This window comes from Flagellimonas sp., from assembly GCF_965233845.1.
Classification (GTDB): domain Bacteria; phylum Bacteroidota; class Bacteroidia; order Flavobacteriales; family Flavobacteriaceae; genus Flagellimonas.
The window spans coordinates 417,436-432,003 of record NZ_OZ247584.1; the positions used below are offsets into that span (position 1 = coordinate 417,436).

Here is a 14,568-nt window from a genome sequence, read left to right on the forward strand (position 1 = left end):
TTAATTCATAACCAAGAACCAAGAACTACAAAACCTACACCAACATAAATTGAATGAAAGTAACAGACCACATAAAACAAGCTAAAGGAGAAACCCTTTTTAGTTTCGAAATTATTCCCCCGGTAAAGGGTAGGAGCATTCAGGAGTTGTACGACAACATTGATCCTTTAATGGAATTTAAACCACCCTTCATTGATGTGACCACGTCTAGGGAGGAGTTTGTCTATATTGACCGGGATGGACTTTTGGACAAAAAACTAACCCGTATGCGCCCTGGAACTTTGGGAATCTGTGCCTCGATCAAGCACAAGTATGATGTGGATACCGTTCCACATGTGCTATGCGGCGGGTTTACCAGGGAGGAGACTGAATATTTGTTGGTGGACTGTCACTATTTGGGTATTGACAACGTCATGGCGCTTAGGGGCGATGCCATGAAAGAGGAAAAGTATTTTGCGCCAACCTCTGGCGGGCACAAGTATGCTTCTGACCTTGTAGGCCAAATCCGAGAATTGAACAAGGGCAACTATCTACATGAGGTGATAGAAACCGATAATTGCGCCGATTTCTGTATTGGCGTAGCGGGATATCCAGAGAAACATATGGAGGCACCTTCCCTGAAATCGGATCTAAAAAGACTGAAACAAAAAGTGGAATTGGGAGCTGATTATGTGGTGACACAGATGTTTTTTGATAACCAGAAATTCTTTGAATTTGTTGAGGAAGCCCGAAATATTGGCATTGATGTGCCCATAATCCCCGGGATTAAGCCCATTGCCGTGAAAAGACATTTGCAACTATTGCCCCAGGTGTTTCGGGTAGATATTCCAGAAGACCTAATAGAAGCTGTGGAATCTTGCAAGAATAACAAAGAAGTACGTCAAGTAGGCGTGGAATGGTGCATTCAACAATCCAAGGAGCTGAAGGATGCAGGCGTACCTGTACTTCACTATTATTCAATGGGAAAATCAGATAATATCAAGGCAATAGCCAAGGCCGTTTTCTAAAGTTTGTCAGTTTAGCAACAAGGAGGCAAGGTGGGTTTACAAACCTTCGGGTTCAACCAATTATGTCTATTTTTGCCCCTCATGAAGCACCTACTTCTTTTATGTGTTCTATTGGGACTATCTGTGACCCGCGGATTTAGCCAGGAGGACCAGCCGCCAAAAAAGTACGTCATAGATGCGAATTATTTCTATGGCTCCATCCTTTTACACAACCCGGATATTTCCCATTTGATCACTGAACATCCAAACGGATTTATTCTAGGAATTAACAGAAAACGCTATGGGCAGGAAGCTTGGGAAGGCCTGTATGGGTATCCAGATACTGGAATTACATTTATCTATCAGAACATGAATAATCCCACCTTGGGAGAGCATTTTGGTCTGTATGCCCATTATAATTTCTATTTTCTAAAACGGAAGCTACAATTAAGAGTGGGGCAGGGAGTCGCCTACAATACCAATCCATACGATAAGCACAACAATTTTAGGAACAATGCCTACGGCACACATTTGTTGAGTTCCACCATGGCCATGGTCAATTATCAAAAGGATAATCTATGGCATAATTTGGGTGTCAAGGCTGGAATTTCCCTGATTCATTATTCCAATGCCAATTTTAAAGCTCCAAATACATCAACCAATACCTTTGCGCTAAATCTGGGATTGACATACGATTTAAGTGGTGGATTGACCTATGAGTACATTCCAACGGAAAAAGTAGAGAAGAAGAACTACCCAATCCGATATAATTTAGCGTTACGAGGCGGGGTGAATGAGAGTGATGTGATCAATTCTGGTCGGTACGGTTTCTGGATATTCTCCGCCTATGCCGACAAGCGTTTGGGACGAAAAAGTGCCCTTCAGTTTGGGGTGGATGCTTTTTTTTCCAATTTTCTAAAGGAACTGATTCGGCTTCAGGCCACTTCCTTTCCTGAGTTGGATGTGTCACCGGATACCGATTTTAAAAGGGTTGGGATTTTTGCAGGTCACGAACTTTTCATCCATAAAATGAGTATAGAAACCCAATTGGGGTATTATGTGTACTATCCATTCGATTTTGAAGGCCGTATGTATAACAGAATTGGATTGAAGCGCTATTTTGGGGATAAGCTCTTCGGAGCCATCACCTTAAAATCGCATGGAGCTAAAGCAGAAACCGTTGAATTTGGAATTGGGGTCAGATTATAGATATGTGATGAAAGCATTGAAAAAACCAAAAAACAGGGCGAATGTCACCCAGAGCGCCGTGTCCGCCGTCAGGCAGGCAGTCGTAAGGTCTTTTTATTTGTTTTTGGCTTTTCTTTTTGCTGCGTGCAACGGCGAAAACGTTCCTGATTGCTTTCAAAATGCTGGGGATTTGACCCGAAGGACTGTCGAGCTGTCCAACTTTACAAAAATCACTGTTTTTGAGAATATCAACCTGGTATTGTCCGAGGGTGACACCCAAAAGGTGGAAATAGCAACTGGGGAATTTCTTCAAAATGAGGTATCAGCAAAAGTGTCAGGGAACAGGCTCATCCTCGAGAATGCAAATGGATGTAATTTTATTCGGGATTATGGCCTAACCACCATTCACGTGACCTCGCCAAACATTGAAGAAATTAGGAGCAGTACGGGACTTTTAATTTCCAGTGATGGCGTACTTTCATACCCCAACCTTAGTTTAATATCCGAAAGTTTCATCAATCCAGAAACGGAAACCACCGATGGGTCTTTCGATTTAAACCTGAACTCTACTTCGGTTAGTGTTGTGGTCAACGGAATCGCTTACTTTAAGTTACGTGGAACAACTACCAATCTCAATGTGAACATAGCCGCTGGGGACTCCCGGGTTGAAGCAGAAAATTTGGTCGCTGAAAATGTGAGTGTCAGCCATAGGGGTACCAACGATATTTTGGTAAACCCCCAGCAACGGATTTCAGGTTCAATCCGAAGTACTGGGGATGTTGTCAGCATCAATCGCCCTCCAGAAGTTGATGTGGAAGAAATCTTTAATGGGCGATTGATATTTAGGGATTAGCTATTTGATTGGGATGTAAATCTCGGTTTTAAGCTTACTTTCCTCAGTTTTTTCAGCATTGTTCAAGTACTTCTCACGAACCGGTTCGTCGCGGAGTTCATGCTCACTTTGCAATAGCCACGTATTAAAAATATAGTTATAGACCTGCTCTAATTTGGTATAACTACCTTGATAGTGGAACACGGCAAACTTCCCGCCTGGTATGGTTTTAACCCCCACTTTACCATTGGGTTTGGCTTCCTTATGGATGATTAAGCAAGCATCGTAGCGAATGTTGTTTTCTTCGGTAACCTTGGGGTCGTCAAATGGGAGACCAATATGTTCAATACCGGCGGTGAACAGTTTTTGGCTTTTGACCTCTGCCCAGAGGGCGGCCCAGGTTGCAGGGTAATCCAATTTTTGATAAGCCCCCTTGAGGGTAATGTAGATACAGTTTTTATCCTCAACGGTCAGGATTTTGGGTTTTTTAATGTTTAGGGATGTTGTTTCCATCTTATTTACGCTATTTAAGTTCAATGTTTTGTTTTTTCTGTAAGCGGAGGGCGTTACCCCAAAATGATGCTTAAAGGCCTTGGTTAGGGAAGAAGGGGTTTCATATCCAATATTATACCCGATCTCTTCCATGGACAATGTGGTATATCGAATCATTTTGGCCGCCGCTTCCAAACGTACCCTGTTGATGTAGGCTCCGATAGGTTCACCCAGCATGGCCCGTGTTATCCGATGAAAATGAAAAGGGGAAAAATGCGACAGTTCTGCCAAAGCCTTTACATCAATTTTTTCGTCCAAATGGTTATGGATGTATTCCAAAACACGATTCAATTTTTGATGATAAAGTTGTCTATTGTCCGTGGATTGCATTTTCCTGTTTTGTTTAGCACAAATGTATATGGAATTTGATCGGGCAACTTTTCCGTTCTTGCTCATTTGGGATAAAACCCGTTTTTTGTTCTTTGGAATTCTCACTATGTTAGGAGACTCAAGCATATAAGGTGAAGGTATTTTTCTCAAACATTAAAAATTGGTTTTCCAACACAGGGGCAAGGTCAATTGAGGATTTGCAGGGTCTTAAAATGGTAGATGCCATGTTCACTGATTTGGCGACCGAATCTCGAATTCCTGCAATGGCTGTGAGTGTGATAAAACAAGGTCGACCATTGCTGCAAAAAGGCTATGGCCATGCCAATTTGGAAGAAAAAACCGCGGTTGACCCTCAGAAGACTTTGTTTAGAATTGCCAGTGTGTCCAAATGTATAACGGGTCTTGCTTTGGCGAGGATGGTAGAGGAGGGGCTCTTAAACCTTGACGATTCCTTTTATAAACATGTACCCTATTTTCCCAAAAAAGAGTTTGATTTTAGCTTGAGGCAATTGGCAGGCCATACCGCTGGAATCAGATCATATCGCGGAAAGGAATATGCGTTGAACTTGGCTTATTCCATTAAGGACAGCATTGAGGTATTTAAGGATGCCCCCTTGCAGTTTCAGCCGGGAAAGGGTTATTTGTACAATAGCTTTGATTTTGTTCTACTTTCCCTGGCCATGCAAGAGGCTAGTGGAGTTTCTTTTGAGGAATATGTCCAGGACGAAGTATTGGAGCCACTGGGCATGCATCATACCCTTTCACCCAATCAGGTTGGGCAAAACCCAAGCATTTTGACGACCAAAGGGTTGCAAAAAGCTGGGTTTTATACCAAAACCAGGGTAGGTTTTAAGCAGGCAATTTCGGTCAACAACCAATACAAGTTGGCGGGTGGTGGCTACTTATCCACAGCTTCTGATATAGGCAAGTTGGGCGTGGCCATTTTAGAGGGCAAATTGGTACAACCTGACACAATGCAGGAAATCCTCAGTTCGCAAAAGGTGGATGGAGATACTACTTACTATGGATTGGGGTTTCAGGTGAGCCAAGATGAACAAGGCAAATCCTTTGTAGGGCATGTGGGCAATAGCGTAGGCGCATATTCTAATTTTTTTATCTATCCCAAAGAAGAGATGGTGATTACTATCCTGATCAACAGCACAGACCCCAAAGTGCAGGAGGAACTAAACGGAATAGTAAAATATTTACTGGAAAATCACTAATAATTAGGAATCCTTACTATATTTGTGTCGCAATAATGCGATAACTTAAATTTTAAGACAAATGAGTAGATCAGTTTTTTATCATGCTGGATGTCCGGTATGTGTAAGTGCCGAACAGGATTTGGTTAACTTAATTGGAGTTGAAAAGGTATCCATCGTGCATTTAGGCGAGGACCAAACAAGAATTCCAGAGGCGGAACAACATGGAGTAAAGTCGGTTCCTGCATTGGTTACACCTAATGGAAATGTGCTTCACATCAATTTTGGAGCATCTATTGAAGACGTGAAAGGTTAATTTTGAATTACATAGTTAGGAATCCTAAATAAATAAAATGAAAACAAAAACTTTATACCTGTTGGGACTGCTCTTAATGGGAAATATGTTAACCTCGTGTGGCCAGCAAAGTCCTTACAACAATGAGGATTTTAAGATACAAGACGTTCAGGTAACCCATCAGGAGGAGTTGGGGGTCACCGTTTGGGAAATTAAGGTAGAGGGAAGTGCTGGAAACACGGTACCACAAAAATTGGGTCAGCTGGATGGTGCCCCTGTGCTGGGATACGTATTTCCTACCACTCTTAAACCGGAGTTTGTTGGATTTGGCAAGACCGAGGGAATCTTGGCCTTGGCACTTACTTCCCACCCAGATTTTGATGATACGCCCTTATGGGATGAAAATGGCGATGCCAATTTGAACAACGATGGGGTAATATGGCACCCGCATTGGGTAGTGCTTGTAGAAGACAAGAGAGTGCATGGCGGACTGTCGGTCAAACAGTTTAAAAAGGCGGATGAGACTATTGTGTTGCCACCAACAAATCCAGGGATGCCCATGTATATGGACTCTCCTGGATATCCTGTAGTAACAGCGAGTCATCTTATCAAGGTGGTCGTTCCTGACTATCGGATTCAGCACCAAACGGAATTCAATTACGATGGAGTGTCCGCATTCATGAAGGTAAACACCAGCAACGAAGAACTACCTATGTTGGGCGTTTATGAGGTTTACAGTATTCGCAGTGGAGACCTGTCCTTACCTTATACCGTAAAGTAGATGCTATGAAAATCGCAGTGTGGGATACCTATGTAGAAAGGGAAGATGGCATAACAATGCATTTCGATATTTTGGTTCCCAAGGAATTAACTGATGAGGGCCGGATTTTTTCATACGGGCAGCAGTATTTGGAAACCAAAACATTTAATACAGGTGCGCTTACCTCCAACGAATGCAGATTTTGCCATATCCAATCGGTACAAACTGAAGTGGAAGACGAGATTAGAACCAAAGGGTACTTCATTGTCGAAATGGAAAATTGTTCCTAATTTAATTAGGATAGCTAACTTTGCCTGTCGGAACACCCGACAGGCACTTTTTTATGGAAAACAAAAGCACATTTGACCCTACTCGGCAGCAAGAAGACCTTTCCAGTAAGATTGTTATTGGACTGGAGCGCATTTCCCAGGCCTTTAAGGTATTGCTTTGGAACAAGGCTAAGGAATTGGGATTAAGTCCGATACAAATTCAAATCTTGCTTTTTGTGGCCTATCACAAAAGTGAACGCAATAACGTTAGCGCCCTTGCCCAGGAATTCAATGTGACCAAACCCACGATCAGTGACGCCATTCGGGTTTTGGACAAAAAATCTTTGATTATCAAGGATTACTCCTCAGAGGATAACCGTAGCTATACCATTTTACTGTCGAGTTTGGGAAGTGAAATAGTAAAAAGCACCCAACATTTTGCAGGAGGCCTAACTGACTTTTTTGACGATGTTATGCCCGAAGAGAAAGAAGGCTTTTTTAAAGTCTTGACCCAACTGATCAGCAAGTTGAACAGGGAGGGTATATTAACGGTGCAGCGTACTTGTTTTGCCTGTAAATTTTATGAAAAAACAAGAGCCAACCATTATTGTCATTTGTTGGAAAAGCAGTTGAAGCACGAAGACATTCGCTTGGATTGTATTGAATTTGAGGAAAAGCTATGATTCCAGACGAGCTATTAGATCAATATGGAGCACAAAAAATAGCTTTAAAGAAGAAGGAGGTTCTTTTTCATATAGATACCCAACCCCGGTATTATTTTCAAGTTTTGTCCGGTAAGATCAAAATGAACAATTACAGCGAGGATGGTAAAGAATACATTCAAGGTATTTTTTCACCAGGTTCCAGTTTTGGTGAACCTCCCTTGTTTCAGGATTTGGACTATCCGGCACAAGCGGAGGCCGTTGAGGATGCAGAGGTCTGGAAATTGGAGAAGTCCAAATTCTTACAATTGCTTAAAGAACATCCCGAAGTACACCTTGAGTTGACTAAGGTTTTGGCCAGTAGGTTGCACTATAAAGCAACTATGGTTGCCGAAATTTCCACAGAAAATCCCGAGCACCGCTTACTGAAACTCATCGATTATTTCAAAACCCATATTCATCATATTCCTGAAACCGACCCGTATTTGGTGGAATTGTCCAGACAACAAATGGCCGACTTGACTGGGTTAAGGGTTGAAACCGTAATTAGAGCGGTAAAATCCCTGGAAAAAAGGGGACTTTTACAATTACAATCCCATAAAATCCTGCGGTAACTTCCCAGATAGACTTGGATATGATTTCGGTCATAAAAAAGCCCGACCCATCGGAAATAAATTTGTTCCATACAATGACAAATGACAGGATTATGGAACTATATCTTAAAAGTTTAAAAGCATTTGAAAAGGACGCAAGGGGCTATTCCACAATTTTTATCATTGCCCAAAGCTGTTTGGGTTCTGTGGCGGCCATGTACATCTTGATCAATGGGGTGCAAGCATGGCAGATGGTCCAACTTTTTTTGGTCACTATAGCTTGTATGGGATTCAACGCCGCAGTTTTGTCGCAACAAAAGCCCAAAATCCTAATAAACTTGTTTATCCTTAGTTTAGTGGTGAGTACCGTGGCATTAATTTTAAATTTGTTGTGAGATGTCCAAAAAGGAAATTGAATCCCGGGAAGATGTGACCCTATTGGTCACCCGTTTTTATGAGAAAGTAAGGGCGGACAAGGAAATAGGTCATTTTTTTAATGAAACCATCAAGGATTGGCCGGAACATATAGAAAAACTGGTCAATTTTTGGGAGACCAATTTGTTCTTTGTCCAAAAATATAAAGGTAACCCGTTAATGGTGCATGCAGAAGTAGATGAAAATATGGGCAATACCATTACCAATTATCACTTTGGGATATGGCTACGACATTGGATTGAGACCATCGATACCTATTTTGTGGGGGCCAATGCCGAAAAGGCCAAACAGCGCGCTAGAAATATTAGCGTTCGTATGTTCATCACCATTTTTGAACAACAAAAGCGCAAAACAGAATCGTATCGCTAGTGCTTTGTTTGAATTTTTTGCGTGTATTCCTTGGCATAATGTTCACAAAGCTCCAAAGTTTCCATCACGTCGGATAAGCTTGTTCTAGGATTGATCAAGCACATGCGTAGTACCACTTGTCCGTGCAGCAAAGTGGTGACCAACAAGGCTTTTCGTGAAGAGACCACCTGTTCTGAAATGTACTGGTTGATTTGATCCAGTTGTTTTTGCGAGTACTTTTTTCCAATAGGATGATACCTAAAATTAATGACCGCCAAAGTCGCTGGAAAAATAACCTCCCAATGCTGACTGCTCCGCAGATGGTTCTCAACTTCCTCTGCAAGTTCAATGTTATAGGTAATGGCCTTTCTAAATTCCCTTAGCCCAAATGTTTTAATGGACATATAGAATTTAAGTGCCCTAAACCTGCGGGTCAGCTGGATTCCATGATCATAAAAGTTGATTTCAGAGGTATTGCCTTCAATGTCCCTGAGATATTCTGGCTTTTCCGTGAAGGTTTGGCTGAGGTGTTTATGATTGCGTACCAAGAGACAGCCCATTTCATAAGGTTGGAAAAACCATTTGTGCGGATCTACGGTCAATGAATCCGCTTTCTCAATTCCTTTCAATAGCGACTTTCCTTTTTTGGATAAAATGGCCGCGGCTCCGTAGGCACCATCAATATGGAACCAAATATTTTCCTTTTTGCAGATTTTGGACAGTTCCACCAAAGGATCCACTGTCCCGGTGTTGGTCGTACCAGAGGTGGCTATCAAACAAAAGGGCTGCAATCCTTCCAATCGGTCTTTGGCAATGCAGTTTTTGAGTTTGTTTACGGCAAACTTAAACTCAATATCAGTTGGGATAATCCGAATCTGTTCTTTTTTAAATCCGAGAACACGGATGGCTTTAATATTGGAAGAATGGGCTTGGTCGGACAAGTAAATTACGGCTTTGGAGAAATCTTGACCACATTTTACTTTTCTGGCCGTGGTAAGCGCCGTTAAATTGGCCATAGAACCCCCACTGGTGAATATTCCACCACCTTTTTTAGCTGGAAATCCAAAGATTTTGAGCAGCCATTGGATGGTAATGATCTCCAATTCGGCTGCTGCTGGCGAAGCTGCCCACCCACCCGAAAAAATATTGTATCCTGTGGCGAGCGCATCGGCCATAACGCTAACATAGTTGCTCGGGCCGGGGACAAAGGAATAGGATTTGGGGTGGGACATATTGGTGCTATTGGTCATGACCTCTTCCAAGACAAATTGAAGCACCTGTTCTGGATTTGTTCCCTTTTCCGGGGCTTCTTCCAAAAAAAGGGAGTCCATTTCCTCCCTAGATCCCAGGGCAACGGGTTGCTGGTCACCTTGGGCGCTATGGTGGTTTACAATGGCATCAACAACCTGATACCCATAATCTTGCATGGCTTCTTTGGATAATTCGAGTTGTGCTGTGTTCTTTTTCATGAAATCGGATTATACTGAAGCGCAAAAATACCTATTTGGACATTGTGATAACATGATTTTTGATCTAAATTGTTGTCCATGCATCAAAAAAGATGAAACTGGGAATAATATTGCTTCTGCAATACAAATACAGTAAATTTAAGCGATGAAGAGCCTTGTTCTGCTTCTTGTTTTCGTTTTATCCGGTTTGCAACTCAGTGCACAGCAGGCGGTCTCGGGTTTTGTGAACTTTGATAGTTCTGCTAACTGGAAACCACAGATATATTTGAGTCACTTATCCGTTTCAAATACAGCAAACCAAAGTGAGGTAAAGCCAATTGCTATAGCGGATGTTCAAAAAAACGGCTTCTTTAAGTTTGATAAAAAGCACTTTTCGGATAGCAACAAGATTTATCGTCTCCATGTGGAACGGATCAGAAAAATTGTAAACGATACGGTGACCAAGGAGGTTCGTTTTATGTTCTCTGAGAAGGATAAAATCGAATTTAAAAAAGGCTCTCAGGTTTTTGGAACGTATACCAATACCAATCAAGGGGATAGGGAATGGCAAAAATTGAAAACCTTTGAATCAAAGTTGGTAAAGCAATATCTGGCTCAAGAAAACAAAATTGACCCAAGAAAGGGTTTTGTGAAGGATTCATTACAGATTTTGATGGTGAAGCTGATTGGAATAAAACAATTGGCGGATAAAAAATTATTGGACAAGGACATTTCTGAAAACCCAACCTATTATCTTGAATTGTTGTCCGAATTAAAAGAAAGTCCCATTGAAGCCTCTGAATACTGGTTTTTGGAGAAAAGATTGGCCTATTTGACCCAACTGGCAATGGAGCAGGACCTAAAAACCAGTAGATGGCTTAATATGATCCTACTTGTATTTGTCGCTGGTTTGGGCATTCTCAGTTTTAAACTGGGCAGACGTACCCTGCCCAATGCCCACTTGAGCAGACAGGAAAAAAACGTCAAGGCTTTGATTTTGGAGGGTAAAACCAATAAGGAAATTGCCAATGAGCTTTTTATAAGCCTGAGTACCGTAAAAACACATATTACGAGCATTTACAGCAAGCTCAATGTAAAGGGTAGGCAAGAGTTACTGCAAAAAAATACGGGTGCTAGTACCTAATTCAGACCGCTAAAATGCTTCAATAAGCGTGTTTCCAATCTTAATTTGTCTTTAAATACGACAGTTTTGAGACGAATAATCGCCTTACTTTTTTTTGTTGCTTACCATTCCAATGCACAAAATACCCATCAAATCACAGGACAGGTCTTCGATCAAGACGATACCGTAGTGACGGTAGGGGACGCACTTTTGTTTATAGAAGGGAGCGAAACATTAGTAAAGTACGCCACAATATTGGAAGGTCATTTTACCTTGGAAGATGTCCCAATCGGGGATTACCAATTACAGGTATCTGCTCTGGGGTTTGAAACCTATAAGGAGACTTTTTCCCTGACCGGTGATCATCAGTTCTTTATAAACCTGAAAGAAGCAACGACCCAGCTAAGTGAAGTTGAGGTGGTGGCAGCTAAGAATCCGATTGAATACAAATCGGGTAATTTAAAGGTGGATGTCCAGAACCCCTATTTCTCATCCATACCCAATCCCATTGATTTGTTATCCAGACTTCCCAATGTACAAGTGGCACCAGATAGGGAATCCATTTCCATTTTGGGCAAGGGCAATCCCTTGATCTATCTTGGCAATCAACGCATTTCAATGGAAGAGTTTGTTGGGCTACCGATTGACGGGATTGCTACGATTGAATTGATCAATAATCCATCTGCAAAATATGAAGCTGAAGGTCGGGCAGTCTTATTAATTAGCTTAAAAAAGAACACCCAACTAGGTTTTCGTGGAAGCGTATCCGAGACGGTATCTTCAAAACAGAATTTTAACAACTATCTGGATTTTAACTCGAGTTATGCCAGTAATGATTGGACATTTCGGGGCAATTTGGCTTACAACCAGTTGCTACAGTGGGAAAGCAATAGTTTTCTGTTCGAAATACCGGCAAGGGACGTGGCCGTGGATTACACTGTTTTGGTACCAAGAAACGATAGATTGCAACTCAACGCTGGATTTGGGACTTACTTTCAATGGAACGAAACCGATTATGTGTCGTTAAATACCACTTTGCGGTTGCAGACTGATGATGCCCCCATAGTCACGGATACTTTTTTAAGGGATGGGGCGGAGCAATTTATCAAGACTGATACGGGGAATGACCAAACAAAGAACTACTATAGTGCCTCGTTCAACTTCAACAAAAAGTTAAGCGATTCGTGGAACCTTTTTACGGGGGTGCAAAGTACAGGCTTTAGTCAAACCTTGTCCACTGAGATTGCAAACAATATTGACAATTCAGAGTTTGTAATGGATCAAAAACGGGAACAGGAGTATGATATTCATTCCTTGGCTTTGAGACTGGATCTTGAAAAAGCCTTATCCCAAGATTATAAATGGGAATCGGGGATAAATCTGAGTCAGGCTAAGGCTGATGCGTTTACCGAAATCCAAGATTTGGCAAATGCCGAAGAAACCATAATAGATTTTTCATACGAAGAGAAATTGTATGCCGCATACAGTTCCGTCTCTGGTAAGCTCAGCAAGAAAATCGATTTTGAACTGGGTATGCGCATAGAATATAATAAGGTTGATGGTTCTACGGTACATGACGGTTCGCCCATAGTTTCCAGAGGGCAGACCAATCTGTTTCCAAAGGCCAATGTGTCCGTAGCTTTGGATTCCAGCCAAACCCTGAACCTAAATTATGGGAGAAGCATCCGGCGACCTGATTTTTCAAGGGCCAGCTCCATTACGGTTTTTATCAATCCTTTTTTGGAAGGCGCGGGTAACGTGAACCTAATTCCCACCCGTACCAATGAAGTTTCGCTTAACTACCAAAAAAAGAACAAGACTTTATTTATGACCTATTACCAAAGTGCCGACCCCATGAATTTCACCATTTCTTATGACGAAACCAATGATAGGGCGATTCTTTCTCAAGTAAATCTGGACAAGGAAATTGGGGTTTATGCGGGGGTAACCCTGCCTTTTTCCAAGGGGATATGGACTTCAAACAACACCATTTCCTTGAATTATAACAAGCTAAAGGATGATGACGCTGGTTTTTCCACCGTCAAACCCTTTGTTTATACCTATACCAATCACCAGCTGAAGATTGCAAAGGATACCACTTTGGTTTTGGGAGCTTGGGGTATGGGCAGACGGCAAGAGGGTATTTTTAAAAGAAATGGCCTCGCGGTTTTTGAAGCATCCATATCCAAAACCCTTTTTTCCAATTGGGATTGTACCCTACGATTCAATGATATTACCCGAGCCATGAACTTTGAGGAGCGCTATGCCATAAACAGGGTTATTGCGGATGGGGTGTATTATGCTGATGGGAGGGAAGTGGCACTATCATTAAAATATCGATTTGGGAATAAGAAAAGTACGGATTTTAAGAATCGGGATGTGGACTCCAATTTGGAGCGGATAAATTGAGAAAACCCGTCGGTTCGAGTTTTTTCCGAAGGAAATAGTACCTGCCTGCCGGCAGGCGGTCGAGAACAAGGGTTTTAGCTTAAAATTCCAATTCTCGATACAATTTTTCAGGGTAGAACCCTAAAAAACCACTCGAATTGACGAATTAATATCCAAAAGCATCATTGGCTGAATAAATCCAATCCGAATTAAGAAGTCAATTCTGCGAACAAGCTCTCCAGGTTTTTGTTCTTTCTGCTCAGCTGCAAGGTTTTGAGCTCGTTGTCATGCGCAAAATCAAACACAGCAGGACGCATATCTATATCCGTGGAAAAAGTAAGCTCGTAAACAAAACCCCCCGTGTTTTTTACTTTGGAGACATTAGGCAATTGGTTGAGCAAGACCTCTTCCACCCGATAATCAAACTCAACTTCTATAATCTGCTCATTGACCTCCCTAAGCTCTTCCATTTTTTTGTCGGCCACTAGCTTTCCTTTATGGATAAGAATAACACGATCGCAGACCGCTTCCACTTCCTTCATGATGTGGGTAGAGAGTAAAATGGTCTTTTCCTTCCCAATCTCCCGAATCAATTTTCGGATTTCCACCAATTGGTTGGGATCAAGGCCCGTTGTAGGTTCATCCAAAATCAAGACCTCCGGATTGTGAAGTAAGGCGGCCGCCAGTCCAACACGTTGTCGATAGCCCTTAGAAAGCTGACCTATTTTTTTATGGGATTCCGGGGTCAGGCCTGTTTGTTCTATGACTTCATCAACACGGTTTTTGGAGACTTTGTAGACATCTGCGTTGAACGCCAAGTATTCCTTTACATACATATCCAAATAAAGCGGGTTGTGCTCCGGTAGGTATCCTATACTCTTTTTAACCTCACTTGCTGCATGCTGGACATCAAACCCGTTGACCTCGGCATTACCATTATCCGCTTTATAATAGGTGGTCAAAATGCGCATCATGGTGGATTTGCCAGCCCCATTGGGCCCTAGGAAACCCACTATCTCTCCTTTGGCAATGGAAAAGGATATGTCTTGCAGGGCTTTTTGCTTTCCAAAGTCTTTGGAAACGTTGTTTACAATGATGGACATGAGTGCGAGTTTAAATCAAAAATACAGCTTTAGTTAGATTCCCATAAACCTTGG

The 14,568-nt window shown here is 42.0% G+C and carries 16 protein-coding genes; 13 read left to right on the forward strand and 3 right to left on the reverse strand.

Features of this window, described 5'->3' with window-relative positions:
* The first annotated feature begins 53 nt into the window (after positions 1-53).
* From metF to ACO6S0_RS01815, 3 genes are all read left to right on the forward strand, one after another.
* Entirely contained in the window at positions 54-1,007 is a 954-nt protein-coding gene (gene metF / locus ACO6S0_RS01805) for a methylenetetrahydrofolate reductase [NAD(P)H] (protein ID WP_422350338.1), read from the forward strand.
* Between the two features lie 81 nt (positions 1,008-1,088).
* A complete protein-coding gene (locus tag ACO6S0_RS01810) occupies positions 1,089-2,195 on the forward strand; it encodes an acyloxyacyl hydrolase (protein ID WP_422350339.1) in 1,107 nt (368 codons plus the stop codon).
* Positions 2,146-3,027, forward strand: a complete 882-nt coding sequence (locus tag ACO6S0_RS01815) for a head GIN domain-containing protein (RefSeq protein WP_422350340.1) — start codon at positions 2,146-2,148, stop codon at positions 3,025-3,027. The genes ACO6S0_RS01810 and ACO6S0_RS01815 overlap by 50 nt, the downstream gene beginning before the upstream one ends.
* On the opposite strand, the gene ACO6S0_RS01820 is transcribed toward ACO6S0_RS01815, so the two are convergent.
* Positions 3,028-3,888, reverse strand: a complete 861-nt coding sequence (locus ACO6S0_RS01820; RefSeq protein ID WP_422350341.1) for an AraC family transcriptional regulator — start codon at positions 3,886-3,888, stop codon at positions 3,028-3,030. It abuts the gene before it with no gap.
* A 131-nt stretch (positions 3,889-4,019) separates the two neighbouring features.
* Here ACO6S0_RS01820 and ACO6S0_RS01825 point away from each other — a divergent pair, with 131 nt between their 5' ends.
* From ACO6S0_RS01825 to ACO6S0_RS01860, 8 genes are all read left to right on the forward strand, one after another.
* Positions 4,020-5,111, forward strand: a complete 1,092-nt coding sequence (locus ACO6S0_RS01825; RefSeq protein WP_422350342.1) for a serine hydrolase domain-containing protein — start codon at positions 4,020-4,022, stop codon at positions 5,109-5,111.
* Positions 5,112-5,172: 61 nt separating this feature from the next.
* The gene (locus tag ACO6S0_RS01830) at positions 5,173-5,406 is read left to right on the forward strand and encodes a thioredoxin family protein (RefSeq protein ID WP_422350343.1); all 234 of its coding nucleotides are present in this window, start codon (positions 5,173-5,175) and stop codon (positions 5,404-5,406) included.
* A gap of 37 nt (positions 5,407-5,443) precedes the next feature.
* Complete coding sequence (locus ACO6S0_RS01835; protein ID WP_422350344.1) at positions 5,444-6,166, forward strand: hypothetical protein; 723 nt, start codon at positions 5,444-5,446, stop codon at positions 6,164-6,166.
* 5 nt (positions 6,167-6,171) lie between these two features.
* Positions 6,172-6,435: a DUF2024 family protein gene (locus tag ACO6S0_RS01840; RefSeq protein ID WP_422350345.1), complete on the forward strand. Its 264-nt coding sequence runs from the start codon at positions 6,172-6,174 to the stop codon at positions 6,433-6,435.
* Between the two features lie 53 nt (positions 6,436-6,488).
* Positions 6,489-7,097, forward strand: coding sequence for a MarR family winged helix-turn-helix transcriptional regulator (locus tag ACO6S0_RS01845; protein ID WP_422350346.1), 609 nt, complete (start codon positions 6,489-6,491; stop codon positions 7,095-7,097).
* Positions 7,094-7,690 (forward strand): Crp/Fnr family transcriptional regulator, encoded by a 597-nt coding sequence (locus ACO6S0_RS01850; protein WP_422350347.1) that lies wholly within the window; start codon positions 7,094-7,096, stop codon positions 7,688-7,690. Before ACO6S0_RS01845 ends, ACO6S0_RS01850 begins: the two co-directional genes overlap by 4 nt.
* A gap of 92 nt (positions 7,691-7,782) precedes the next feature.
* Complete coding sequence (locus ACO6S0_RS01855) at positions 7,783-8,064, forward strand: hypothetical protein (protein WP_422350348.1); 282 nt, start codon at positions 7,783-7,785, stop codon at positions 8,062-8,064.
* A 1-nt stretch (position 8,065) separates the two neighbouring features.
* Complete coding sequence (locus ACO6S0_RS01860) at positions 8,066-8,473, forward strand: group III truncated hemoglobin (protein ID WP_422350349.1); 408 nt, start codon at positions 8,066-8,068, stop codon at positions 8,471-8,473.
* Here the strand turns inward: ACO6S0_RS01860 and ACO6S0_RS01865 are convergent.
* On the reverse strand, positions 8,470-9,921 hold the full coding sequence (locus tag ACO6S0_RS01865) for a pyridoxal phosphate-dependent decarboxylase family protein (protein WP_422350350.1): 1,452 nt from the start codon (positions 9,919-9,921) through the stop codon (positions 8,470-8,472). The genes ACO6S0_RS01860 and ACO6S0_RS01865 overlap by 4 nt on opposite strands.
* 145 nt (positions 9,922-10,066) lie before the next feature.
* Here ACO6S0_RS01865 and ACO6S0_RS01870 point away from each other — a divergent pair, with 145 nt between their 5' ends.
* Positions 10,067-11,044, forward strand: coding sequence for a helix-turn-helix domain-containing protein (locus ACO6S0_RS01870; protein ID WP_422350351.1), 978 nt, complete (start codon positions 10,067-10,069; stop codon positions 11,042-11,044).
* A gap of 66 nt (positions 11,045-11,110) precedes the next feature.
* On the forward strand, positions 11,111-13,432 hold the full coding sequence (locus ACO6S0_RS01875) for a TonB-dependent receptor domain-containing protein (protein WP_422350352.1): 2,322 nt from the start codon (positions 11,111-11,113) through the stop codon (positions 13,430-13,432).
* A 188-nt stretch (positions 13,433-13,620) separates the two neighbouring features.
* On the opposite strand, the gene gldA is transcribed toward ACO6S0_RS01875, so the two are convergent.
* The gene (gldA, locus tag ACO6S0_RS01880; protein WP_422350353.1) at positions 13,621-14,514 is read right to left on the reverse strand and encodes a gliding motility-associated ABC transporter ATP-binding subunit GldA; all 894 of its coding nucleotides are present in this window, start codon (positions 14,512-14,514) and stop codon (positions 13,621-13,623) included.
* Positions 14,515-14,568: the final 54 nt, after the last annotated feature.

What these genes read in the sequence shown, in the direction of transcription:
- metF (WP_422350338.1), top strand. Translation starts at nt 54, where the DNA reads ATGAAAGTAACAGACCACATAAAACAAGCTAAAGGAGAAACCCTTTTT.
- ACO6S0_RS01810 (WP_422350339.1), top strand. Translation starts at nt 1,089, where the DNA reads ATGAAGCACCTACTTCTTTTATGTGTTCTATTGGGACTATCTGTGACC.
- ACO6S0_RS01815 (WP_422350340.1), top strand. Translation starts at nt 2,146, where the DNA reads ATGGAGCTAAAGCAGAAACCGTTGAATTTGGAATTGGGGTCAGATTAT.
- ACO6S0_RS01820 (WP_422350341.1), bottom strand. Translation starts at nt 3,888, where the DNA reads ATGCAATCCACGGACAATAGACAACTTTATCATCAAAAATTGAATCGT.
- ACO6S0_RS01830 (WP_422350343.1), top strand. Translation starts at nt 5,173, where the DNA reads ATGAGTAGATCAGTTTTTTATCATGCTGGATGTCCGGTATGTGTAAGT.
- ACO6S0_RS01835 (WP_422350344.1), top strand. Translation starts at nt 5,444, where the DNA reads ATGAAAACAAAAACTTTATACCTGTTGGGACTGCTCTTAATGGGAAAT.
- ACO6S0_RS01840 (WP_422350345.1), top strand. Translation starts at nt 6,172, where the DNA reads ATGAAAATCGCAGTGTGGGATACCTATGTAGAAAGGGAAGATGGCATA.
- ACO6S0_RS01845 (WP_422350346.1), top strand. Translation starts at nt 6,489, where the DNA reads ATGGAAAACAAAAGCACATTTGACCCTACTCGGCAGCAAGAAGACCTT.
- ACO6S0_RS01850 (WP_422350347.1), top strand. Translation starts at nt 7,094, where the DNA reads ATGATTCCAGACGAGCTATTAGATCAATATGGAGCACAAAAAATAGCT.
- ACO6S0_RS01855 (WP_422350348.1), top strand. Translation starts at nt 7,783, where the DNA reads ATGGAACTATATCTTAAAAGTTTAAAAGCATTTGAAAAGGACGCAAGG.
- ACO6S0_RS01860 (WP_422350349.1), top strand. Translation starts at nt 8,066, where the DNA reads ATGTCCAAAAAGGAAATTGAATCCCGGGAAGATGTGACCCTATTGGTC.
- ACO6S0_RS01865 (WP_422350350.1), bottom strand. Translation starts at nt 9,921, where the DNA reads ATGAAAAAGAACACAGCACAACTCGAATTATCCAAAGAAGCCATGCAA.
- ACO6S0_RS01870 (WP_422350351.1), top strand. Translation starts at nt 10,067, where the DNA reads ATGAAGAGCCTTGTTCTGCTTCTTGTTTTCGTTTTATCCGGTTTGCAA.
- gldA (WP_422350353.1), bottom strand. Translation starts at nt 14,514, where the DNA reads ATGTCCATCATTGTAAACAACGTTTCCAAAGACTTTGGAAAGCAAAAA.